This is a genomic window from Mycobacterium sp. NPDC003323 (assembly GCF_053589535.1).
Map to the genome: position 1 here is coordinate 1 of NZ_JBSFSB010000017.1, position 23,042 is coordinate 23,042.

Consider the following 23,042-nt stretch of genomic DNA (forward strand, 5'->3'; position numbering starts at 1 on the left):
GCTGCCGCTGAAGCGCAGGCGCCGCAGAACGATGCCGAGGCGCAACCCGAGCCGCACAACCCACCGTCCTCACCGCCCGCACCGTGTGATGATCCAGCGTCGGTGTGGGAACAGCTACCGCTGCCCACCACCTTCGACGAGCTCGCCGAGCGCATCGACGCGGTCGAGGCCGCCGCCGCAGCCGCAGCCACCCCGCCACCATCGCTGCCCCCGCTGACCGGCCCCGCCTACCGCGACACCCGCACCCAAGCCCAACGCCAACACGACGCCCTCAAAGCCGTGCTACGCGAGATCCTCGCCTCCGGGCGCCTGGGCCAACACAACGGGCTCCCCGTCACCGTCGTGGTCTCCACCACCTTGAGTGAGTTGGAATCCGGGGCCGGGATCGCGGTCACCGGGACCGGCACCCTGATGCCCATGCCGGACCTGATCCGGTTGGCCGAGCATGCCCACCACTATTTGGTGGTGTATCGACAACACACCGCCGAACCGCTCTACATGGGCCGCACCAAACGCCTGGCCACCAAGGCCCAACGCCTGCTGCTGTACAACCGTGACCGCGGCTGCACCCGGCCCGGTTGCACGAAATGTGCCAACCACTGCCAGGCCCATCACGCCGACCCCAGCTGGGCTAACGGCGGGCTCACCGACGCCGACACCCTCGGACTGGGCTGCGGGCCGGACAACCAACTCGCCGAACTGGGCTGGACCACCCGCATCGACCCCACCACCGGACGCGTGCACTGGCACCCACCACCGTTGATGGACACCGGCCAAGACACCATCAACCACCACTTCCACCCCGAAGAACTCCTGAAACCGGAGCGCCCGGAAGAGGATGAAAGTGGCTGAGCAGCTGGGCCGGAAGAACTCAGCCCGCCTTGAGCCGGATCTTCCAGCGCACGAAGCTCAGGTAGCCGATGCTCAGCAGCGCCAGCATGCCCATGTCGAACCACCAGGCCGACCCGGTGTGCTCCCAGTGCGAATCCTTGGGCGTCAGTGGCCCGGGCACCAGGTGGATCAAGTCCACCGTCGAGGCCGAGGCCGCGAAGCCCCAGCGCGCCGGGGTGAACCAGGACAGCTGATCCAGCACCAGACGGTCGGTCACCGGGATCATGCCGCCGGAGAACACCAGCTGGCTCATCACGGCCACCACCAGCAGCGGCATGATCTGCTCGTTGGACTTGGCCAACGCCGAGAGCGCCAGACCCACCATCGCGGCGGTCACCGTCGTCGCACCCATCACCACGAACAGCTCCAGCGTCGGGCTCAGGAACGTCAGCGCACCCTGGGTCGGCGCGCCCTTACCGGCGATGGCGATCGCGGTGACGATCGAGGACTGGATGATCGCGAACACCGCGTAGATGCACACCTTGGCCATCAGGTACGCCGTCGTCGACAACCCGACGGCCTGTTCGCGGCGGAAGATCGCACGCTCTCCGATCAGGTCGCGCACGGTCAGCGCGGTACCCATGAAGATGGCACCGACATTGAGCAGCACCAGGATCTGGCCGGGCTCGTTGGGGGCGTCGCCCATCGGATCGGGCACGCCGAAGCCGACGGTGCCGGGCACCGACAGCGACAGCACACCCATGATGAACGGCAGCACCGCCAGGAAGGCGAAGTAGCCGCGGTCGGAGACGATCAATCGCATCTGCCGTCGCGCGATGGTGGAGAACTGCCTGCGCACACTGGTTTTCGCGGGTTTGCCGAGATCGCCCGGTTTTTCCGAGGCCTCCGCCTGCGGTGGCGGACCGCTGCGCGCCAGGTAGCGCTGATGGGATTCGTCGGGATCACCGGCGACAGCGGAGAAGATGTCTGCCCAGTTGGTGGTGCCCAGCTCCGGGCCGATCTGGCTCGGCGGGCCGTAGAACGCGGTCTTACCGCCGGGCGCCAGCAGCAACACCTGATCGCACACGTCGAGGTAGGTCAGCGAGTGCGTCACCACCAGCACCACGCGGCCGGCGTCGGCCAGCTGGCGCAGCATGGTCATCACCTGGCGGTCCAGCGCCGGGTCCAGGCCCGAGGTCGGCTCGTCCAGGATCAGCAGCGACGGGCCCGTCAGCAGCTCCAGGGCCACCGACGCGCGTTTGCGCTGACCACCGGAGAGCTTGTCCACCCGGGTCTCCAGGTGCTTGGTCATCTCGAGCTCTTCGAGGACCTGCAGGACGACGCGCTCGCGGTCCTCCTTGGTGGTATCCGGGGGCAGCCGCAGCTCGGCCGCGTACATCAGTGCCTGCTTGACCGTCAGCTGGCCGTGCACCACGTCGTCCTGGGGCACCATGCCGATTCGGGAACGCAGCGAGGCGTATTCGGCGTGGATGTCGTGTCCCTCGAAGGTCACCGTGCCCGATGTCGGGTGGGTCAGGCCGGCGACCTGCTTGGCGAACGTCGACTTACCGGCGCCGGAGGGGCCGATCACCGCGGTCAGCGTGCCCGGCCGCGCGTCGATCGAGATGTTGTTCAGCAGCGTCTTGTTGTTCTCGATGGTCCACGTCAGGCCACGGACCTCCAGACCACCGGTGCGGGTGGCGGCCTGGGTCTCCGAGCCGCGCACCAGCGTGCCGCCGGTGAACACCAGGTCGACGTTGCCGATGGTGACGACGTCGCCCTCGCGCAGCAGCGCGTCGTCGACCCGCTGGCCGTTGACGAACGTGCCGTTGATGCTGCGGTTGTCCAGCAGCTCGGTACCGCCGGGGCCGGACACCAACGTGGCGTGATGCCGCGAGGCCAGCACATCGGGAATGACGATGTCGTTGTCGGTGGCGCGACCGATCTTGATCCCGCCGGGCGGCACGTCGGGTGCCTTCCCCGGACGCAGGATCTTCAGCATGCTCGTCGCGAGGTTGTTCTCCGATGGGCGGGCCACCGCCGTGGGTCCCATCGCTGTCGGTGCGGGATCCGACGGCGGGATGTAGGTCGGCTGTGAACGCGACACGGGCGCCGCCGGCCGGGGCTGCTGTCCCGTCGAGTAGGGCTGCTGTCCCGTCGGGTACGGGTTGTACGGCTGGGTGCCGCCGGGGTGGTGCGGCTGCGGACCGGACGGGTAGCGCGGCTGCGACGGCGACGGGCCGGTGGACCAGTTCGGGGGCGGCGGCGGGGGAGGAGCCTGCGGCGGAGGCGGCTGCGTCGGCGGTTGGGTCTGCCACGTGCCGCTGGGTCGCGACATCGGCACCGCGGCGGTCGGCGGGGGGCTACCCACCGCGCCCTGATGGCGGCCGACCTCGAACGCCAGCTGGGGTCCGTCCGGATTGCCGATGTTGATGTGCTGGCCGTCGGCGATATCCAGCGTCGGAACGCGCTGGCCGTTGACATACATGCCGTTGAGGCTGCCGTTGTCGATGGCGATCCAGCGGCCCTGATCGAAGCGCAGCACCAGGTGGGCGCGCGAGATCAGCGGGTGGGCGATACGCACGTCGGCACGCAGGTCGCGGCCGACGACGACGTCGTTGCCTGCGGAGAAGGTGCGGGTCGATCCCTCGTATCGAACGGTCAACGCGGGCGTTCCGGGGCGGCTCATCGGGACCAACTGTATCGGTTGGGCATCCCGCTGTGCCCGGCCGCAAGGGCGTTTGTTGCCGTTCTGGTGCCGAAGCGTCAGACGCTCAGCGTGTCCGGCGCACCGGTCACCACGCAGTGGGTGTGGCTGTAGATGGTCGGCATGCACTTGTTGCAGTGCGTGCACGCCGAGCGGACGGACGCGTCGGCCTTGATCCGATTGACCAGGTCCGGCTCGGCCAGCAGCGCGCGGCCCATCGCGACGAAGTCGAAGCCCTCGGCCATCGCCTTGTCCATGGTCTCGCGATTGGTGATGCCGCCGAGCAGGATCAGCGGCATCGACAGTTCGGCCCGGAACGCGCGGGCGTGCCGCAGCAGATAGGCCTCACGGTAGGGATACTCGCGCAGGAACTTCGTGCCGGTCATCCGCATGCCCCAACTGATCGGCGGTTTGAAGGCGCCGGCGAATTCCTTGAGCGGCGCGTCACCGTGGAACAGGTACATCGGGTTGACCAGGGAACTGCCCGCGGTCAGCTCGATGGCGTCCAGGCCGCCGTCTTCCTCGAGCCACTTGGCGGTCTGCAGGGACTCGTCGAGCGGGATGCCGCCGCGCACGCCGTCGGTCATGGTGAGTTTGGCGGTGACGGCGATCTGGCGGGCGCCGTGGTTGTCGACGGCATCGCGCACCGCCCGCACCACGCCGCGAGCCACCTTCGCCCGGTTCTCCAGTGAGCCCCCGAACTCGTCGGTGCGCCGGTTGAGCAGCGGGGAGAGGAAGGAACTGGCCAGGTAGTTGTGCCCGAGATGCACCTCGACGGCGTCGAAGCCGGCATCGATGGCCAGCCGGGCGGCATCGGCGTGGGCGGTGATGACCTCGCGGATGTCGTCCTTGCTCGCCTTGCGGGCGAACCGCATCGACAGCGGGTTGAAGAACCGGATCGGCGCCAGCGCGGGCGCTTTGTTCGTGCGGGCATTGGCCACCGGTCCGGCGTGGCCGATCTGGGCGCTGATCGCCGCGCCCTCGCCGTGCACCGCGTCGGTGAGCCTGCGCAGGCCCGGAATCGCCTCCGGGCGCATCCAGATCTGCCAGCCGTCGGTGCGGCCACCGGGGGCGACGGCGCAGTAGGCGACGGTGGTCATGCCCACTCCACCGGCCGCCGGAAGCTGGTGGTACTTGATCAGATCATCGGTGACCAGCGCATTCGGGCTGGCGGCTTCGAAGGTGGCGGCCTTGATGATGCGGTTGCGCAACGTCACCGGCCCGAGCTTGGCCTCGCCAAACACGTCGGTGAACACTTCGGGCTGGGTGTTCATACCGGGCGAGCCTGCCACAATGTCTGTCGTGGCAGCGACGATTCTGGACGGTAAGGCAACCCGCGATGAGATCCTCGACGATCTCAAGGGCCGGGTCGCGAAACTGACGGCGGCGGGACGGACCCCCGGGCTGGGCACCATCCTGGTCGGCGACGACCCGGGATCGCAGGCCTATGTGCGCGGTAAGCACGCCGACTGCGCGAAGGTCGGCATCAACTCGATCCGTCGCGATCTGCCCGCCGATATCAGCCAGGCCACCCTGGACGACACCATCGACGAACTCAACGCCAACCCCGAGTGCACCGGTTACATCGTCCAACTCCCGCTGCCCAAGCATCTGGATGAGAACGCGGCCCTGGAGCGCATCGATCCGGACAAGGACGCCGACGGCCTGCACCCGACCAACCTGGGCCGGCTGGTACTCGGTAAAGAGGCGCCGCTGCCCTGCACACCGCGCGGCATCGTGCACCTGCTGCGCCGCTTCGACGTCCCGATCGCCGGTGCCCACGTCGTGGTGATCGGCCGCGGTGTGACCGTCGGCCGGCCGTTGGGGCTGCTGCTGACCCGCCGTTCGGAGAACGCGACGGTGACGTTGTGTCACACCGGAACTCGTGACCTGCCCGAGCTGACCCGGCAGGCCGACATCATCGTGGCCGCGGTCGGGGTGCCCTTCATGGTCACCGCGGACATGGTCAAACCCGGTGCGGCGGTCGTCGATGTGGGCGTGAGCCGGGTAGAGGGCAAGCTCACCGGTGACGTGGCCCCCGACGTCTGGGATGTCGCCGGTCATGTGTCGCCGAATCCGGGTGGGGTGGGCCCGCTGACCCGGGCGTTCCTGTTGACCAACGTCGTCGAGCGCGCCGAACGCGCGTAGCGATGACACTGCAGGAGTTCGCCCGCAAGGTCTTCGCCGGCCAATGGCCGATCCTGTTGGTGGCGTTGATCTTCGCGGCGTCCTTCGGCCTGGTGGTCACCGGCTACTGGCGCCGCGGTGCGCTGGTGATGGGGATCGCCGTCGGGGTGGCCGCGGCGCTGCGGCTGGCGCTGCCCGACGACCGTGCGGGTCTGCTGGTGGTCCGTTCGCGGGCAATCGATTTCGCGACGACGGCGAGCGTCAGCGCGGCGATGCTCTACATCGCCTGGACGATCGACCCGCTGGGGACCAGCTAACGTCGAATCTGAAGTAGATGAGGAATTTTGACTGCTTTTCCGCCATCTACTTCAGATTCGGTATCCAATTCAGCCCAGCTCGGCGCGGATCCCCACCGTGACGTACGGCAGCGCCAGTCCCGAACTGTTGGCCAGCGCCGGATGCGTCGCCAGCAGATCGCGGACCTGGTCCAGCGTGCGGGTGCGCACCGCGGCCGGTGAGGTGATGCAGTAGCTGCGCGAGGCCACCAGATCGATCAGTGCCTGCGGTGTCAGGTAACTGGTCCACTCGACCTGGGTCCGCTCGATCGGACCGAACGGATCGGCGAGTGTCACCTCGTGGTTCAGCGGATCGTGCTCATGCCCGATGATGGCGCCCAGATCCTTGACCCAGCCCATGCGTTCGTCGCGGGTGTTCCACACCAGGCCGAGTCGCCCGCCGGGGCGCAGCACCCGAGCGATCTCCGCGGCCGCCCGCTGCGGGTCGAACCAGTGCCAGGCTTGAGCGACCAACACACAGTCGACGCTGTCGTCGGGCAGCGGAATCTCTTCTGCGGTTCCCAGCAGCGCGGGAGTGTCGGGCAGCGAGGAGGACAGCACGTCGAGCATCTCCGGGATCGGGTCCACCGCAACGACATCGAGGCCGCGTTCGACCAGGCGAACCGTCAACTTGCCGGTGCCGGCGCCGAGGTCGAGGACCTTGTTGGCGCCGTCGGGCAGCAGCCAGTCGATGGCCTCCGGCGGATAGGAGGGCCGCCCGCGTTCGTAGGCGGCGGCCTCCTCACCGAAGGACAACGACCTCGGATCAGGGCGGCTCACCGGGCCGCGATCTGCAGTGTCCGGCGGATCAGCGGCGCGACGGCGTCGGTCTCGACCAGGAAACCGTCGTGCCCGTAGATCGAATCGACGACCGACAGGCCGTCGCAACCCGGCAGTAGCTCAGCCAGTTCCTGCTGTTGGCGCAGCGGGTAGAGCCGGTCGGAGGTGATCCCGCCGACCACCACGGGCACCGGGCAGCCGGCCAACGCAGCCTGCACCCCGCCGCGGCCGCGGCCGACGTCATGGCTGCTCAGCGCGTCGGTCAGCGCCACGTAGGTGCCCGCGTCGAACCGGGAGACCAGCTTGCCGCCCTGATGCTCCAGATAACTCTGTACCGCATAGCGGCCGCCGTTGGTCGGGTCCTCGTCGCCTTGGGCCTCGTTGGCGAACCGCGAATCCAGTTCGGCCTCACCGCGATACGTCAGGTGCGCCACCCGACGGGCGATCTCCAGCCCGGCGGCCGGACCGCGTCCGGTGCCGTAGTAGTCGCCGTCCTGCCAGTCCGGGTCGGCCTTGATCGCGGCGACCTGGGTGCTCTGGGTGCCGATCTGATCGGCGGTGGCACGGGCCCCGACCGCCAGGACCAGCCCGGCGCGCACGGTGTCGGGGTGACCGACCAGCCACTCCAGCGCGCGGGCGCCGCCCATCGACCCGCCGATCACCGCGGCCACACCGGTGATGCCCAGCGCGGCCAGGGCGGCCAGGTCGGCGTTCACCTGGTCGCGGATGGTGATTGCCGGAAACCGTGAGCCCCAGGGCTTTCCGTCGGGAGCCGGCGAGCTGGGACCGGTCGAGCCACGGCAGCCGCCGAGGGCGTTGGTCGCGATGGCGCACCACCGGTCGGTGTCGATGGCCGCGCCGGGTCCGGCCACCCCGTCCCACCAACCCGGGGTCGGGTGGTCGGGTCCGGCGGGTCCGGTGATGTGCGAGTCGCCGGTCAGTGCGTGCAGCACCATGACGACGTTGTCGCGGGCTGCGGACAGCTCGCCCCAGCGCTGAAAGGCGATGGACACGTTGTCGAGGACGACGCCGCTCTCCAGGGTCAGGGAGCCGATGTCGACGACTCCGAGCTCACCGTCAGCGGGCAGCGTCGAGGGCACGTCGCGCACGATGTCGAAGATGGTCATGTCGCCTCACACCGACGCGACGCTCTGACCGGTACCCGCAAAGGCACGCGCAGCGGCGAAACCCCGATCCAGATCGGCGAGGATGTCGTCGATGCCCTCGATGCCGACGGCGAGCCTGACCAGCCCCGGTGTGACACCGGTAGTCAGCTGTTCCTCAGCGGTGAGCTGCTGATGCGTGGTCGAGGCCGGGTGGATCACCAGCGAGCGCACGTCTCCGATGTTGGCGACGTGACTGTGCAGGGTGAGCGCGTTGACGAAGGCCTTGCCCGCCTCGATACCACCGGCCAGCTCGAAGGCCAGCACCGCGCCGGTGCCCTTGGGTGCGAGCTTGCGCCCGATCTCATACCAGGGCGAGCTCGGCAGGCCCGCGTAGTTGACCGAGATGACCTCGTCGCGGCCTTCCAGGTACTCGGCCACCCGCTGTGCGTTGGCCACGTGGCGCTCGATGCGCAGGCTCAGGGTCTCCAGACCCTGGGCGATCAGGAACGCGTTGAACGGCGCGGCCGCCGAGCCCAGATCACGCAGCAGCTGCACACGCGCCTTCAGCGCGTAGGCCGGCGGGCCGAGTTCGGCGAACACCACACCGTGATAGCTGGGGTCCGGGGTGGTGAACGCGGGGTGGCGGCCCTGGGTCCAGTCGAAGCGGCCGCTGTCGACGATCACGCCGGCGATAGCCGAGCCGTGCCCGCCCAGATACTTGGTGGCCGAGTGCACGACGATGTCCGCGCCGTGCGCGATCGGCTGGATCAGGTACGGCGTGGCGATGGTGTTGTCCACGATCAGCGGGACGCCGTTGTCATGGGCCACCGCGGCGACGGTCGGGATGTCGAGCACGTCGATCTGGGGATTGGAGATCGACTCGGCGAAGAACGCCTTGGTGTTCGGCCGGACCGCCGCGCGCCAGCTCTCGGGATCGTCCGGGTTGTCCACGAACGTAGTCTCGATGCCGAGCTTGGGCAGCGTGTAGTGCAGCAGGTTGTAGGTGCCGCCGTAGAGCCGCGGGCTGGAGACGATGTGGTCGCCGGCGCCGGCCAGGTTGAGGATCGCGAACGTCTCGGCGGCCTGGCCCGAGGACAGGAACAGGGCCGCGACACCGCCCTCGAGGGCGGCGATGCGCTGCTCGACGACGTCGGTCGTCGGATTCATGATGCGGGTGTAGATGTTGCCCGGCTCGGCCAGGCCGAACAGCGCGGCCGCGTGCTCGGTGTCGCGGAACGTGTACGACGTCGTCTGGTAGATCGGCAGGGCCCGCGCATTGGTCGCGATATCGGGCGTCTGACCGGCGTGGATCTGTTTGGTCTCGAACGACCAGTCCTGATCTGGCGTGCTCATGAAGAACGAACCTCCATCTGTGTCTGGGGGCCCGGTTTGAGCGGACCCGCGCTTGCCGCGTAGCCGTCACGGCTACTCAACCTGGTCTTCACCCGGAGCACCCCACCGCGGTTGGAGGGTTGCCGGCCAGCAAGCCGGGGCTTGATGCTGGCGCTCATGACCGAAACAAAGACTAACTCACCACCTTGACCTGGTGCCACCTGGTTGCCGTCGTCCTGTCAGGACAAACCTACTGACCAGTAGCGAAAGCTGACCCGTCACGGGTTCGTCGGCCCTTGTAGTGTTGCCCGTGAGGGCAGCCCCCGGTCGTCACCCATGCGGTCGCGGGCCGTCCGCCGAGCGGAATCGTCGCTGTCGAATCACATACGGCAGAGCCGATTTTCGCTGCATCTGTCCGACAGTGACGCCGGGAGTACACATGAGCGCCGAGCAGCCGACCATCATCTACACGTTGACCGACGAGGCGCCGCTGTTGGCGACATACGCCTTCCTGCCGGTGATCCGTACCTTCGCCGATGCCGCCGGCATCGACGTCAAGACCAGTGACATCTCCGTGGCCGCGCGCATCCTGGCCGAGTTCAGCGACCGCCTGACCGACGAGCAGAAGGTGCCCGACAACCTCGCCGACCTCGGTGAGCTGACCCAGGATCCCAGCGCCAACATCATCAAGCTGCCCAACATCAGCGCGTCGGTACCGCAGCTGCTGGCCGCGATCAAGGAGCTCAAGAACAAGGGCTACGACCTTCCCGACTTCCCCGGCGACCCCAAGACCGACGAGGAAAAAGAGATCCGCCAGCGCTACGGCAAGGTGCTGGGCAGCGCGGTGAACCCCGTGCTGCGCGAGGGCAACTCGGATCGCCGCGCGCCCAAGGCGGTCAAGGAATACGCCAGGAAGAATCCGCACAGCATGGGTCAGTGGTCGCAGGCCTCGCGCACCCACGTGGCCACCATGAAGACCGGCGACTTCTACCACGGTGAGAAGTCGATGACCGTCGACAAGGACTGCAAGGTCAAGATGGTCCTGCAGACAGGCTCGGGCGAGACGGTGCTCAAGCCCGAGGTCAAGTTGACCGCCGGCGACGTCATCGACAGCATGTACATGAGCCGCAAGGCGCTCGTCGAGTTCTACGAGGAGCAGATCGAGGACGCCTACAAGACCGGCGTGATGTTCTCGCTGCACGTCAAGGCCACCATGATGAAGGTCAGCCACCCCATCGTGTTCGGGCACGCGGTGAAGGTCTTCTACAAGGACGCCTTCGCCAAGCACGGCAAGCTCTTCGAGGAACTCGGCGTCAACGTCAACAACGGCTTGTCCGACCTGTACGACAAGATCGAGACGCTGCCGGCCAGCCAGCGCGAGGAGATCATCAACGATCTGCACGCCTGTCACGAGCACCGGCCCGAACTCGCCATGGTCGACTCGGCCAAGGGCATCTCGAACTTCCACTCGCCCAGCGATGTCATCGTCGACGCCTCGATGCCGGCGATGATCCGCCTCGGCGGCAAGATGTACGGCGCCGACGGCCGCACCAAGGACACCAAGGCCGTCAACCCGGAGTCGACCTTCTCCCGGATCTACCAGGAGATGATCAACTTCTGTAAGACCCACGGCCAGTTCGATCCCACCACCATGGGTACCGTTCCGAACGTCGGTCTGATGGCGCAGAAGGCCGAGGAATACGGCAGCCACGACAAGACCTTCGAGATCGCCGAGCCCGGCACCGCCCAGATCGTCGACATCGACACCGGTGAGGTGCTGCTGGAGCAGGACGTCGAGGAGGGCGACATCTGGCGCATGCCGATCGTCAAGGACGCCGCCATCCGCGACTGGGTGAAGCTGGCCGTCAACCGGGCCCGGCTGTCCGGGATGACGACGGTGTTCTGGCTCGACGACGAACGCCCGCACGAGAACGAGCTGCGCAAGAAGGTCAAGGAGTACCTCAAGGAAGAGGACACCGAGGGCCTGGACATCACGATCCTGCCGCAGGTGTGGGCCATGCGGTACACCCTGGAGCGCGTCATCCGCGGCCAGGACACCATCGCCGCGACCGGCAACATCCTGCGCGACTACCTGACCGACCTGTTCCCGATCCTGGAGCTGGGTACCAGCGCCAAGATGCTCTCGATCGTGCCGCTGATGGCCGGTGGCGGGCTGTACGAGACCGGTGCCGGCGGCTCGGCGCCCAAGCACGTCAGCCAGCTGGTCGAGGAGAACCACCTGCGCTGGGATTCGCTCGGTGAGTTCCTGGCCATCGGTGCCAGCCTGGAGGACCTGGGCAACAAGACCGACAACCCCAAGGCCAAGGTGCTGGCCGAGACGTTGGACACCGCGGTCGGCCGGCTGCTGGACGAGAACAAGTCCCCGTCACGCAAGGCCGGCGAGCTGGACAACCGCGGCAGCCAGTTCTACCTGTCGCTGTACTGGGCGCAGGCGCTGGCCGACCAGTCGCAGGACAAGGAACTGGCCGAGCACTTCGCGCCGCTGGCCAAGACCCTGGCCGAGAACGAGGACACCATCGTCGGTGAGCTCAACGAGGTGCAGGGTGGGCACGCCGACATCGGCGGCTACTACTACCCGGACCCGGAGAAGACCGCGGCGGTGATGCGGCCGTCCAAGACGTTCAACTCCGCGCTGGAGTGCGCGCGGAGCTAGTTCGTCGCGATCTACGTCAGTTCAGCCTCGATGGGGTCAACCCGTCGAGGCTGAACTCGTGTAGGGGTCGGCTGCTTGGCCGCTATCCCGCCGGGGGTGACTCGCGCTTCGGCTCGGTGTGCTGGTCGACGAACTCGGCGATCAGCTCGGTGATCTGCCCGGGCGCCTCCAGCATCGGGATATGACCGAGTCCGGGCAGTCGGGTCACCTTCGCGTCGGTCGGCAAATTCTCGATGAAGTACTTCGTGCCGCGCGGGCTCGGGAACACCCGGTCCTTCTCGCACAGCACCAGGTGCGTGGGCACACCGACGCTGGCCAGCTCCAGCAGGCCGGGCAGCCGCAGCGTCTTCACCAGCAGCTGGATATAGGCCGTGCAGTGTGTCGCGTCGTCGACGAGGGCGACCAGGTCGGCGCGGCTCGGGCCGTCGGCCGGGCCGCTGACCGGCAGCGTGGCGATCCGCGTGCCGAACGGCAGGTCCAGGATGCGCGGGCCGATCAGCCGGGCGGCGATCAGAGCCGGGCCGCCGGCCAGGAACTTGAGCACGGTCTCGTACTTGGTGGGGGAATGCTGGCTCCAGCCGCCGGCCGGGGCGATGGCGGTCAGGGTGCGGGCCCGCCCGCGCCGTTCCAGTTCGAACGCTACCCAGCCGCCCAGTGAGTTGCCGACGACATGGGCTGTCTCCCAGCCGATCTGGTCCATCCGACGTTCCACGTCGTCGACCAGCGCGGCGGTGTCCAAGAACCAGGTGCCCGACCGGGCGCCGCCGTTGTGTCCCACCATGGTGGGCGCAAGCACCTCGAAGCGGCCGGTGTCGGCCAGTTGATCGGCCACCGTGCGCCAGACGTTCTGGGAGCACAGGAACGGGTGCAACATGAGTATCGGTTCACCCGATCCGCGATGGATGGGCGCGCGTTGGGTCATAGCGCCCGACAGTATGGCGGTACCGCCGGTACCGCAAGGGGTCCTTGTCGGGGTGCTGGACTAGGGTCGTCGACCGTGATCGTCACCACCGTCAACGCCAACGGCATCCGGGCCGCGGTCAAGCAGCGCTCGACGGAGAACCTCGGGATGCTGCCGTGGCTCAAGGAGAGCACTGCGGACGTCATCTGCCTGCAGGAGACCCGTGCCGACGACGAACAGCTGGCCGACGCACTGGCGCCGGCGCTGGCCGACGGCTGGCACCTCGCCTCGGCCGAGCCGCATGTGAAGGGCCGCAACGGCGTCGCCGTGTTGTCCCGCACACCGTTCGACGCGGTGCGCATCGGTTCGGGCGCCGACGAGTTCGCCGCGCACGGCCGCTACATCGAGGTCGACACCGCGGGCGCCACGGTTGCGAGCGTCTACCTGCCCACCGGCGAGGCCGAGACCGACCGCCAGCTGGAGAAGGAACGCTTCATGGCCGCCGTCCAGGCGCGCATGGCGGTGCTCTTGGCGCAGGGCCGCGACACCGTGCTGTGCGGCGACTGGAACATCGCGCACACCGAGAATGACATCAAGGCTTGGAAGAACAACGTCAAGAAATCCGGTTTCCTGCCCGCCGAACGGCAGTGGCTCAGTGATCTGATGGCGACCGGCTGGGTGGACGTGGTGCGCCAACTGCATCCCGACGTTGCCGGCCCGTACAGCTGGTGGTCATGGCGCGGCAAGGCTTTCGACAACGACGCGGGCTGGCGCATCGACTATCACCTGGCCAGTCCGGGTCTGGCTGCCCGTGCGGTGTCGGCGCGGGTCGAGCGTGCCGAGTTGTATGCGCTGCGGTGGTCCGATCACGCACCGGTGACCGTCGAGTTCTGTTGAGCCCAGTCCGGGCGCCGGCCCAGATGTGCGAGGATCCGGTCGAAATCGGTTGCGGCGGAACCGTGGTGGGCCGGGCCGAAGGGTGCCTCGGGTGCCGTTCGGGTCTCATCGTCGGGGATGCCCAGCACGATCGGTAATGCCGCGGTGACGCTTTCGTCCGACGGCCGGTAGTTGCGGCCCAGGCCGGCCGCGACATCCCAGCCATGCACCAGGTAGTCCACGAAGTGCATCGCCATGGCGACCGATCCGGGAACCGCGGCGTCCGGGCCGAATTCGGGCAGGGCACACATGGTGTCGGCGACGCCCTCGGCGCCGAACGCATCGAGCACGTCATGGGCGGCCGCGGCGTAGTCGTCGCGCGGATCGCTGACCGTGGCGGGATCCCATAGTCGCAGATCGCGGCCGGCGCCGCGGACCGAGGCGGCGAAGCCGCGGTGCTGGACGGTCATGTGTGCCAGCAGTTGTTCCAGCGTCCAGTCCGCGCATGGGGTGGGCCGCGCGAGGTCCGACGCGTCGACGGCGTCCACGATGGCGATGGAATCCAGGACAACCGCGTGGTGCAGGGGTGCGATGTCAGCGATATTGATAAGCATGTACATACGATAGGCGCGGGCTTATTATTGCGCAACGCTTAGCATGAGCCGGTGCCGCGACGTCCCGATCTGGCGGCCATGCTCGCCCCGTTGCTTCGCGACATGGCCGCCGCCGAAGTACCGGTGTTGACCGCGCACGGGCTGACCATGTGGGGCTACGCCGTGCTGTGTGCGCTGGACGGGGGGCCGGTGCGCACCCAGGCCGCCCTGGCCGAGGCCATCGGCGCCGACAAGACCCGCATCATCCGCACGCTCGACGAGCTGCAGGACCGCGGACACATCGAACGGCACGCCGATCCCGAGGACCGGCGGGTGCGGCTGCTGTCGATCACCGTGCGTGGCCGGGAGGTCAAAGACGCCGCCCAGGCCGAGATCCAGCGCGGAGAGGAACGCTGGCTCGGCCGGTTGAGTGCCGCCGATCGGCGCTCGTTTTTGCGCGTGCTCGACCTGCTGAGCCACGCCGAAGCCGAGTAGGCGAAAATCGAAGCATCATGAGCGTCCCCACCAAGAGCGTCGTGTTCTCCGGCGCGCAGCCCACATCGGATTCCCTGCATCTCGGTAACGCCCTCGGTGCGGTCAACCAGTGGGTGAGCATGCAGCGCGACTACGACGCCTACTTCTGCGTCGTGGACCTCCACGCCATCACCGTCCCGCAGGATCCGGCGGTGCTGCGCAGGCGCACCCTGGTCACCGCCGCGCAGTATCTGGCCCTCGGTGTGGACCCGGCCCAGGCGACGATCTTCGTGCAGAGCCACGTGCCCGCGCACACCCAGCTGGCGTGGGTGCTCGGCTGCTTCGCCGGGTTCGGCCAGGCCTCCCGGATGACGCAGTTCAAGGACAAGTCCCAGAAGCAGGGCGCCGAGGCGACCACCGTCGGCCTGTTCACCTATCCGGTGCTGATGGCCGCCGACATCCTGCTCTACGACACCGATCTGGTGCCCGTCGGTGAGGATCAGCGCCAGCATCTGGAACTGGCCCGCGACCTCGCCGAGCGCATCAACGCCCGGTTCCCCGACACCTTCGTCGTGCCCGAGGCGACCATCCCGAAGGCGACGGCGAAGATCTTCGACCTGCAGGACCCGACGGCCAAGATGAGCAAGTCCGCGGCCACCGACGCCGGTCTGATCAGCCTGCTCGACGACCCGAAGAAGACGGCCAAGAAGATCCGCTCGGCCGTCACCGACAGCGAGCGCGAGATCCGCTTCGACCGCGAGGCCAAGCCGGGCGTGTCCAACCTGCTCACGATCCAGTCCGCGGTCACCGGCGCCGATATCGACACCCTGGTCGCCGGATACGCCGGCCGCGGGTACGGCGACCTGAAGACCGAGACCGCCGACGCCGTGGTGGAGTTCGTCACCCCGATCAAGACGCGGGTGGACGAATTGCTCGACGATCCCGCCGAACTGCAGGCGGTGCTGGCCAAGGGGGCCGAGCGCGCCAACGGGGTGGCTTCAGCCACCGTCCAGCGGGTATATGACCGGATGGGTTTCCTGGCGCCGACCATCTGATCTGAAGGGATGCCATGCCTGAGCCTGACTCGGACGACAAACCCGGTGTGGTGGACCGGTTGCGCAATCGATATAGGTGGTTCGACCGGGTCATGGTGGCCCAGGAGCGCTACAACGACTGCAAGGGCGACTTCTACGCCGCGGGCATCACCTACTTCACGATCTTTGCGCTGTTCCCGTTGTTGATGGTGGGCTTCTCCATCGGCGGTTTCGTCCTGGCCAACCAGCCCGATTTGATGGTCGAGGTCGAGGACAGGATCCGTTCGGCGGTCTCGGGGGACCTCGGCGCCCAGCTCGTCGAGCTGATGGACTCGGCCATCGAGTCGCGCGGCACCGTCGGCATCATCGGCCTGGCCACCGCGGCCTGGGCCGGCCTGGGCTGGATGAACAACCTGCGCGAGGCGCTGAGCCAGATGTGGGAACAGCGCCACGAACCCGCCGGCTTCGTGGCGACCAAGCTCTCGGACCTGGCCGCACTGGTCTCGGCGTTCGTCGCGTTGATGTTGACGATCGGCCTGACCGCGCTGAGCAAGCAGTCGGCGATGACCACCGTGCTGGGGTGGTTCGGGCTGCGCGACGTCCCCGGCCTCGGGGTGGGGCTGCAGGTGGCGTCCTGGTTCGTCGCGATCCTCATCTCCTGGATGCTGTTCACCTGGATCATCGCCCGGCTGCCGCGCGAATCGGTCAGCTTCCGCAGCTCGCTGCGCGCGGGACTGCTCGCGGCGGTCGGGTTCGAGATCTTCAAGCAGGTGGCCTCGATCTACCTGCAATCGGTGCTGACCGGTCCGGCGGGCGCGACGTTCGGCCCGGTGCTCGGGTTGATGGTGTTCGCCTACATCACCGCGCGACTGATCCTGTTCTCCACCGCATGGGCGGCCACCGCGCCGGAGAACCTGGCCGCCGCCCCGGTGGACCCACCGGGACCGGTGCTGATCCGGCCCCGGGTGGAAGTCCGCGAGGGTGTCGGATTGCCGGGCGCAGCAGCCGGTTTCGCCGCAGGAGCGCTGGGCGGCCTGGGGCTGGCCCGGTTGTTGCGCCGCAATCGTCAGTGACCGATCGACGCCTCCGGCGTCAGTGACCGATCGACGCCTCCGGCGTCAGTGACCGATGAGTTTGAGACCGACGACGCAGCCGATGATCCCGACGATGAGCGCCACCTTGATCAGCGAGGCGCCCTCGGAACCGGTCAGCATGGCGTAGCCGACGGTCAGCGCGGCGCCGATGCCCACCCAGATCGCGTAACTCGTGCCGATCGGGAGGGTGCGCATCGCGTACGCCAGTCCGCCCATCGAAAGCACCAGTGCGACACCGAAGACCACCGACGGAACGAGCCGGCTGAAACCCTCCGATTTACCCAGCGCGGTGGCCCAGACGGCCTCCAGCACGCCCGACACCACCAAGATCAACCATGCCATGGCACACCTCCGTTGGCTGCCGTCTTGTCGCTGGCCGGGTACGGTGCCGTCTCGTCCGGTGTCACATGGTGACAATTCGACGGTAGCAAATGGGGGTAGCGTCGGGCCGGTGTCCTTGGTCACCAGCTGGTCGGAGTCGATGGGCCTGCGCGTCCCGATCGTGAACGCCCCGATGGGCGGTGCCGCGGGCGGGCGACTGGCCGCCGCGGTCACCGCGGCCGGCGGCCTGGGCATGATCGGGATGGGCAGTTCGGCCACCCCCGACGCGCTGCGCCACGAACTGGGCTTCGTCGACGGCGTTTTCGGGATCGGGCTGGTGCACTGGGTGATGCGCGACCGGCCGGAACTGTTCGACGTCGCCGTGGCCGCCGGGCCGGCCCTGCTGAGTATCAGCTTCGGTGACGAGTGGAGCTGGGTGCGCCGCGCCCACGAGGCCGGCGTCACGGTGACCACCCAGGTCGCCTCGGTCGAGGCTGCCCGGCGTGCGGTCGACGCCGGTGTCGACGTGCTGGTGGCCCGCGGTGCCGAGGGCGGTGGCCACGGCGAACCGCTGCTGGGGACGCTGCCGTTGTTGACGGGAGTGCTTGACGCCGTAGATGTTCCGGTGCTGGCCGCCGGCGGCATCGCGTCGGCGCGCGGGTTGGCTGCGGTGCTGGCCGCGGGTGCCTCGGGGGCCTGGCTGGGCACGGTGTTCGCGGCCTGCCCGCAGGCGCTGACCCCGGATTCCGCACGTACCCAGTTGGTGGCCGGACAGGACACCGAACTGACCACGGCGCACGATGTCGCCGCCGGATACCGGTGGCCGGCCCACATTCCCGAGCGGGTGCTGCGCGGGTCCCCGGTCAATGCGGGCCAGGGTGTCGGGCAGGTGCGCGCGTCCGTCGACGCGGGTCAACTGGTGGCCGATCTGTGCGCCGGAGCCGAGCAACTGTTGCGCCGCTGGGGATCTGGCTGATGTCAGGCGCGCTGCGGACGCCTGTTCAGTGACCTGGCCACCATGATGAGGGCGAACACGATGATCGCGCCGACCAGTCCGACCCCGATGCGCACCGGCACGGCATCGACGGTCGTGGGCAGTGCGGTGGCCGCGACGGCTGTCGGGTCCGGGGCTGCTTCGGGCTTCTCTGGACTGAGCGAGGGGTCGGGTTCGATGAGCGTGCCGACCTTGGTGCCCGCCGGCGTCGCGAAGCCGTAGTCCAGCAGTCGGGCCGCCTGCTCCCACGGCGCGATCGGGACCCGGGTGCCCTTGAGCAGGACCGCGACCAGACGGCGACCGTCGCGTTCGGCGGCGCCGACGAAGGTTTGTCCGGCGTCGTCGGTGTAGCCCGTCTTACCGCCGAGTGCGCCCGGGTAGTTGTACAGCAGCCGGACGTCGTTCTCCAGCTCGTAGGTCGGCCACGCGTACTTCTCGGTGGCGACGATCTTGGCGAATGTCTCGTTCTGCCAAGCGTATCGGTAGAACAGGCCGATATCGTAGGCCGAGGTGCTCATGCCCGGTCCGTCCAGGCCGGACGGGGTGGCCGCGCGGGTGTCGCGGGCGCCGAGCTTGCGGGCCAGGGCGTTGATCTTCTGCAGCGCGGCGTCCATGCCGCCCAGCTGCATGGCCAGCGCATGGGCGGCATCGTTGCCGGACACCATCATCAGCCCGTGCAGCAGATCGTTGACGGTGTAGCGCTCGCCGATCTTGACGCCGACGCTGCTGCCCTCGGCGTGCTCGTCACCCTCGGTGCCGGTCACCACCCGGTTGATGGGCAGTTCCTGGATGGACTGCATCGCGGTGAGCACCTTGATGATGCTCGCCGGGCGGTGCCGGCCGTGCGGATCCTTGGCGGCGATGACGTCACCGGTGTCCAGATCGGCGATCAGCCACGCCTCGGCCGACACGTCGCCGGGCACCGGTGCGGTGCCTGCCGCGGTGACGATCCCGCAGCCGCCGAGTGCGTCGCCGCCCAGTGGAGTGGCGGGCACCGGCAGCGGCCCCGGGGTCGGGTCGCCGGGCTTGGGGACCTCAGAGGCGTCGACGGCCGGCGGTGTCGTCTCCCGGTACGGGCACGGGTCCGGCGCCGGATCAGCGCCCGCGGCGGGCGTACCGACCAGCGCCGGACCGGTCAGCATCAGTGCCGTGGTGACCACACAAGCCACTCGGCGCAACGTCGCGAAGGAAGCCATGATGAGTGCAGATTAGGAGACCGCAGCCCGATTTCCGGCTCGCCACGCTGTGGCTGATGTGACTTATGTGATTGATGAGGTTCAACGACGGCGACGGTGCGCCCAGATCGAGAAAACACCGCTCATCTCGAGCTGGACGCACCGTCGGCGCTCGTCCAGGTGTGCCGCCGTCACATCCGGCGGCCGGCCTCCGACAACACGTTGTGCAGGATGTCGTAGATCGCGTCGAACTCGGCCTGCCCGCTGATCAGCGGGGGAGCCAACTGCACCACTGGGTCGCCACGGTCGTCGGCGCGGCAGTACAGGCCGGCCTCCCACAGGGCGGGGGTCAGGAAGCCACGCAGCAGCCGCTCGGACTCCTCGTCGTCGAACGTCTCCTTGGTGGTCTTGTCCTTGACCAGTTCGATGCCGTAGAAGAAGCCCTCACCGCGCACATCGCCGACGATCGGCAGGTCGTAGAGCTTCTCCAGGGTGGCCCTGAACGCCGGGGCGTTCTCCTTGACGTGGGCGTTGATGCCCTCGCGTTCGAAGATGTCCAGGTTGGCCAGCGCGACGGCCGAGGACACCGGATGGCCGCCGAAGGTGTAGCCGTGGCCGAACACCGTCTGGCCGTCGTCGAACGGTTCGAACAACCGGTCGCTGGCGATCATCGCCCCCAGTGGCGAGTAGCCGGACGTCAAACCCTTTGCGCTGGTGATGATGTCGGGGACGTAGCCGAAGTCGTCACAGGCGAACATCGAGCCGATCCGGCCGTAGGCGCAGATCACCTCGTCGGAGACCAGCAGCACGTCGTATTCGTCGCAGATCTCGCGCACCCGCTCGAAGTATCCCGGCGGCGGCGGGAAGCAGCCGCCGGCGTTCTGCACCGGCTCCAGGAACACCGCGGCGACGGTGTCGGGGCCCTCGAACTCGATGGCCTCGGCGATCCGGTCGGCGCAGTACCGGCCGAACGCCTTCTCGTCGTGCGCGTATTCGGCAGGCGCCCGGTAGAAGTTGGTGTTCGGTGCGCGGAAGCCACCGGGGGTCAGTGGCTCGAACGGTGCCTTGAAGGCCGGGATACCGGTGATCGCCAGCGCACCCTGCGGGGTGCCGTGATAGGCGATCGAACGCGAAACCACCTTGTGCTTACCGGGTTTGCCGGTCAGCTTGAAGAACTGCTTGGCCAGCTTCCAGGCCGACTCGACGGCCTCGCCACCGCCGGTGGTGAAGAACACGCGGTTCAGGTCACCGGGTGCGTAATGGGCGATCCGTTCGGCCAGTTCGATCGCGGTCGGGGTCGCGTAGGACCACAGCGGGAAGAAGGCCAGCTGCTCGGCCTGCTTGGCCGCGGCGGCGGCCAGTTCCTCCCGGCCGTGGCCGACCTGGACGACGAACAGGCCGCTCAAGCCGTCGATATAGCTGTTGCCCTGGTCGTCGAAGATCCGGGTGCCTTCACCGCGGGTGATGATCGGCGGGGTGATACCGGCACCGTGGCGGGAGAAGTGTCCCCACAGGTGGCGGTTGGCTTTGGCGGCGAGATCGCTTGCCGCGCTTGTGTTTGTCTCAGTGATAGTCATCTCGTGCCCCAGTTGTATTGCTGCTTGACAAGTTTCAGATAAACCAGCGTTTCGGTGGATATCACCCCTGGGACGGCGCGGATCTTGGTGTTGAGCAGGTCGAGCAGGTCGCCGTCGTCCTCGCAGACCACCTCGACGATGGCGTCGAACGTTCCGGCGGTCAGGACCACGTAGTCGACGGACTCCAACGCGGCGAGCTTCTCGGCCACCTTGGTGGTGTCACCGGTGCAGCGGATGCCGATCATGGCCTGGCGGGCAAAGCCCAATTGCATCGGATCGGTGACCGCGACGATCTGCATGACGCCGGCGTCGACCATGCGCTGCACGCGCTGGCGGACCGCCGCCTCGGACAGGCCGACGGCCTTGCCGATGCCGGCGTAGGACCGCCTGCCGTCCTGCTGCAGCTTCTCGATGATGGCTTTCGAGAGCTCGTCGAGCTGGAACGCCGCGCCGGGGCGCGAATGGTTGATCCGCAGGGACACAGCGGAGGCGCCGGGCGGGGAGTCCGGGTTCGACATGCCCACGATTGTGCACGGAATCCGTCGTCGCAAGCAACCATTTGTATGAAATCAGGCGTTCGCGATGCCGCCTATTGCCGGAATGCGTAGCCTTGCTGGTTGTGAGTGCTCAGAACGTGGCCCTTGCGGGCAGTTGGATCAATGGTGCAGCAACAACCACGGCGGGGCCGTCTTTTGACGTGATCAATCCCGCCACCGGCGCGGTGGCCGCGACATATGCGCTGGCCACCCCGGCCGATGTGGACGCCGCGGTGGCGGCGGCGCGCGCGGCGCAACCCGCCTGGGCGGCCGCGCCGCCGGTCGAGCGTGCCGGCGTGCTGGCCAAACTGGCCGAGTTGATGGACGCGGCCGCGGACGTCTTCATCGCCGAGGAGGTCGCCCAGTGCGGCAAGCCGGTGCGGCTGGCCACCGAGTTCGATGTCCCGGGCAGCATCGACAACGTCGCTTTCTTCGCCGGGGCGGCACGGCATCTGGAGGGCAAGGCCAGCGCCGAGTACTCCGCCGATCACACCTCGGCCATCCGGCGCGAGGCCGTCGGCGTCGTCGCCACCATCACGCCGTGGAACTACCCGCTGCAGATGGCGGTGTGGAAGGTCATCCCCGCACTGGCCGCCGGCTGTGCGGTGGTCATCAAACCCGCCGAGATCACCCCGCTGACCACGCTGACGCTGGCGCGCATCGCCACCGAGGCCGGGCTGCCCGACGGCGTGCTCAACGTGGTGACCGGTTCGGGCGCCGATGTGGGCGCGGCGCTGGCCGGACACCGTGATGTCGACGTCGTCACCTTCACCGGGTCCACCCCGGTGGGGCGCAGGGTGATGGCCGCCGCCGCCGTGCACGGTCACCGCACGCAACTCGAACTCGGCGGCAAGGCGCCGTTCGTGGTGTTCGACGACGCCGATCTGGACGCCGCCATCGCTGGCGCGGTCGCCGGATCGTTGATCAACTCGGGCCAGGACTGCACCGCGGCGACCCGGGCCATCGTCGCGCGCGATCTCTATGACGACTTCGTCGCCGGTGTCGGTGAGGTGTTCTCCAAGATCGTCGTCGGCGACCCGCATGACAAGGACACCGACCTGGGGCCACTGATCACCTACGCGCATCGGGAGAAGGTGGCCGCGATGGTCTCGCGGGCACCCGATCAGGGCGGACGCATCGTCACCGGCGGTGTCATCCCGGATCTGCCCGGCGCGTTCTACCGGCCGACGCTGATCGCCGATGTGTCCGAGGCCTCGGAGGTGTACCGCGACGAGATCTTCGGTCCGGTGCTGACCGTGCGCGCGTTCACCGATGACGACGACGCGCTGCGCCAGGCCAACGACACGGATTACGGGCTGGCCGCCTCGGCGTGGACGCGCGACGTGTACCGCGCCCAGCGCGCGTCGCGGGAGATCAATGCCGGATGCGTGTGGATCAACGACCACATCCCGATCATCTCGGAGATGCCGCACGGTGGGGTGGGAGCATCCGGCTTCGGAAAAGACATGAGTCAGTACAGCTTCGAGGAGTACCTCACCATCAAGCACGTGATGAGCGATATCACCGGGGCGGCCGACAAACAGTGGCACCGCACCATCTTCACCAAGCGCTGAT

Annotated in this window: 21 protein-coding genes and 2 riboswitches; of the genes, 10 read left to right on the top strand and 11 right to left on the bottom strand. The window is 68.1% G+C overall.

Translation table 11 applies throughout. From position 1 onward, the window contains the following. A partial coding sequence (locus tag ACWDUN_RS25270; RefSeq protein ID WP_449932969.1) for a DUF222 domain-containing protein occupies window positions 1–852 on the top strand: 852 nt, incomplete at its 5' end. A gap of 19 nt (window positions 853–871) precedes the next feature. Here the strand turns inward: ACWDUN_RS25270 and ACWDUN_RS25275 are convergent. Together ACWDUN_RS25275 and ACWDUN_RS25280 are read right to left on the bottom strand one after the other, a co-directional pair. After that, window positions 872–3,520, bottom strand: a complete 2,649-nt coding sequence (locus ACWDUN_RS25275) for an FHA domain-containing protein (RefSeq protein WP_449932970.1) — start codon at window positions 3,518–3,520, stop codon at window positions 872–874. Window positions 3,521–3,597: 77 nt separating this feature from the next. Continuing rightward, entirely contained in the window at window positions 3,598–4,812 is a 1,215-nt protein-coding gene (locus ACWDUN_RS25280) for an NADH:flavin oxidoreductase (protein ID WP_449932972.1), read from the bottom strand. A 28-nt stretch (window positions 4,813–4,840) separates the two neighbouring features. Between ACWDUN_RS25280 and ACWDUN_RS25285 the strand changes: the two genes are divergently transcribed. Together ACWDUN_RS25285 and ACWDUN_RS25290 are read left to right on the top strand one after the other, a co-directional pair. Continuing rightward, window positions 4,841–5,686: a bifunctional methylenetetrahydrofolate dehydrogenase/methenyltetrahydrofolate cyclohydrolase gene (locus ACWDUN_RS25285; protein ID WP_449932973.1), complete on the top strand. Its 846-nt coding sequence runs from the start codon at window positions 4,841–4,843 to the stop codon at window positions 5,684–5,686. A gap of 2 nt (window positions 5,687–5,688) precedes the next feature. Continuing rightward, window positions 5,689–5,982 carry a DUF3017 domain-containing protein gene (locus ACWDUN_RS25290; RefSeq protein WP_449932975.1) on the top strand — a complete coding sequence of 98 codons (294 nt, stop codon included), beginning with the start codon at window positions 5,689–5,691 and terminating at the stop codon, window positions 5,980–5,982. Between the two features lie 69 nt (window positions 5,983–6,051). Here the strand turns inward: ACWDUN_RS25290 and ACWDUN_RS25295 are convergent, their stop codons facing one another. Genes ACWDUN_RS25295 through ACWDUN_RS25305 form a run of 3 tightly spaced genes read right to left on the bottom strand, consistent with a single transcriptional unit; the run spans window position 6,052 to window position 9,239 of the window. After that, on the bottom strand, window positions 6,052–6,780 hold the full coding sequence (locus tag ACWDUN_RS25295; protein WP_449932977.1) for a methyltransferase domain-containing protein: 729 nt from the start codon (window positions 6,778–6,780) through the stop codon (window positions 6,052–6,054). Next, complete coding sequence (gene metX / locus ACWDUN_RS25300) at window positions 6,777–7,907, bottom strand: homoserine O-acetyltransferase MetX (protein WP_449932979.1); 1,131 nt, start codon at window positions 7,905–7,907, stop codon at window positions 6,777–6,779. The genes ACWDUN_RS25295 and metX overlap by 4 nt, the downstream gene beginning before the upstream one ends. Before the next feature lie 6 nt (window positions 7,908–7,913). Next, complete coding sequence (locus ACWDUN_RS25305) at window positions 7,914–9,239, bottom strand: bifunctional o-acetylhomoserine/o-acetylserine sulfhydrylase (protein WP_449932981.1); 1,326 nt, start codon at window positions 9,237–9,239, stop codon at window positions 7,914–7,916. Between the two features lie 43 nt (window positions 9,240–9,282). Next, a riboswitch (SAM riboswitch) is annotated at window positions 9,283–9,401 on the bottom strand. Window positions 9,402–9,657: 256 nt separating this feature from the next. Here ACWDUN_RS25305 and ACWDUN_RS25310 point away from each other — a divergent pair. Further along, complete coding sequence (locus ACWDUN_RS25310; protein ID WP_449932982.1) at window positions 9,658–11,892, top strand: NADP-dependent isocitrate dehydrogenase; 2,235 nt, start codon at window positions 9,658–9,660, stop codon at window positions 11,890–11,892. An 82-nt stretch (window positions 11,893–11,974) separates the two neighbouring features. Here ACWDUN_RS25310 and ACWDUN_RS25315 read toward each other — a convergent pair whose 3' ends face one another. Beyond that, window positions 11,975–12,814, bottom strand: a complete 840-nt coding sequence (locus ACWDUN_RS25315) for an alpha/beta fold hydrolase (protein ID WP_449932984.1) — start codon at window positions 12,812–12,814, stop codon at window positions 11,975–11,977. Between the two features lie 75 nt (window positions 12,815–12,889). On the opposite strand from ACWDUN_RS25315, the gene ACWDUN_RS25320 reads away from it, so the two are divergent. Further along, the gene (locus tag ACWDUN_RS25320; protein WP_449932986.1) at window positions 12,890–13,690 is read left to right on the top strand and encodes an exodeoxyribonuclease III; all 801 of its coding nucleotides are present in this window, start codon (window positions 12,890–12,892) and stop codon (window positions 13,688–13,690) included. Here the strand turns inward: ACWDUN_RS25320 and ACWDUN_RS25325 are convergent. After that, on the bottom strand, window positions 13,660–14,283 hold the full coding sequence (locus tag ACWDUN_RS25325) for a TIGR03086 family metal-binding protein (protein ID WP_449932987.1): 624 nt from the start codon (window positions 14,281–14,283) through the stop codon (window positions 13,660–13,662). The genes ACWDUN_RS25320 and ACWDUN_RS25325 overlap by 31 nt on opposite strands. Before the next feature lie 78 nt (window positions 14,284–14,361). Between ACWDUN_RS25325 and ACWDUN_RS25330 the strand changes: the two genes are divergently transcribed. The 3 genes from ACWDUN_RS25330 to yhjD are packed head-to-tail and all read left to right on the top strand — an operon-like array spanning window position 14,362 to window position 16,843. After that, window positions 14,362–14,757: a MarR family winged helix-turn-helix transcriptional regulator gene (locus tag ACWDUN_RS25330; protein ID WP_449933102.1), complete on the top strand. Its 396-nt coding sequence runs from the start codon at window positions 14,362–14,364 to the stop codon at window positions 14,755–14,757. 17 nt (window positions 14,758–14,774) lie between these two features. Then, window positions 14,775–15,791, top strand: coding sequence for a tryptophan--tRNA ligase (gene trpS, locus ACWDUN_RS25335; protein WP_449932989.1), 1,017 nt, complete (start codon window positions 14,775–14,777; stop codon window positions 15,789–15,791). A gap of 14 nt (window positions 15,792–15,805) precedes the next feature. Continuing rightward, entirely contained in the window at window positions 15,806–16,843 is a 1,038-nt protein-coding gene (gene yhjD, locus ACWDUN_RS25340) for an inner membrane protein YhjD (protein WP_449932991.1), read from the top strand. Between the two features lie 45 nt (window positions 16,844–16,888). Here yhjD and ACWDUN_RS25345 read toward each other — a convergent pair whose 3' ends face one another. Further along, window positions 16,889–17,206: a DMT family transporter gene (locus ACWDUN_RS25345; protein ID WP_449932993.1), complete on the bottom strand. Its 318-nt coding sequence runs from the start codon at window positions 17,204–17,206 to the stop codon at window positions 16,889–16,891. A gap of 11 nt (window positions 17,207–17,217) precedes the next feature. After that, window positions 17,218–17,284: riboswitch (guanidine-III (ykkC-III) riboswitch) on the bottom strand. Between the two features lie 31 nt (window positions 17,285–17,315). On the opposite strand from ACWDUN_RS25345, the gene ACWDUN_RS25350 reads away from it, so the two are divergent. Next, window positions 17,316–18,161 carry a nitronate monooxygenase gene (locus ACWDUN_RS25350; RefSeq protein WP_449932995.1) on the top strand — a complete coding sequence of 282 codons (846 nt, stop codon included), beginning with the start codon at window positions 17,316–17,318 and terminating at the stop codon, window positions 18,159–18,161. A 2-nt stretch (window positions 18,162–18,163) separates the two neighbouring features. Here the strand turns inward: ACWDUN_RS25350 and ACWDUN_RS25355 are convergent, their stop codons facing one another. The 3 genes from ACWDUN_RS25355 to ACWDUN_RS25365 all read right to left on the bottom strand — a co-directional run bounded on the left by ACWDUN_RS25355 (window position 18,164) and on the right by ACWDUN_RS25365 (window position 21,449). After that, on the bottom strand, window positions 18,164–19,321 hold the full coding sequence (locus ACWDUN_RS25355) for a serine hydrolase (protein WP_449933104.1): 1,158 nt from the start codon (window positions 19,319–19,321) through the stop codon (window positions 18,164–18,166). Window positions 19,322–19,545: 224 nt separating this feature from the next. Then, window positions 19,546–20,931 (bottom strand): aspartate aminotransferase family protein, encoded by a 1,386-nt coding sequence (locus ACWDUN_RS25360; protein WP_449932997.1) that lies wholly within the window; start codon window positions 20,929–20,931, stop codon window positions 19,546–19,548. Then, window positions 20,928–21,449 (bottom strand): Lrp/AsnC family transcriptional regulator, encoded by a 522-nt coding sequence (locus ACWDUN_RS25365; RefSeq protein ID WP_449932999.1) that lies wholly within the window; start codon window positions 21,447–21,449, stop codon window positions 20,928–20,930. The genes ACWDUN_RS25360 and ACWDUN_RS25365 overlap by 4 nt, the downstream gene beginning before the upstream one ends. A gap of 101 nt (window positions 21,450–21,550) precedes the next feature. Here ACWDUN_RS25365 and ACWDUN_RS25370 point away from each other — a divergent pair, with 101 nt between their 5' ends. Continuing rightward, window positions 21,551–23,041, top strand: a complete 1,491-nt coding sequence (locus ACWDUN_RS25370) for a gamma-aminobutyraldehyde dehydrogenase (RefSeq protein ID WP_449933000.1) — start codon at window positions 21,551–21,553, stop codon at window positions 23,039–23,041. The last annotated feature ends 1 nt before the right edge of the window (window position 23,042 follow it).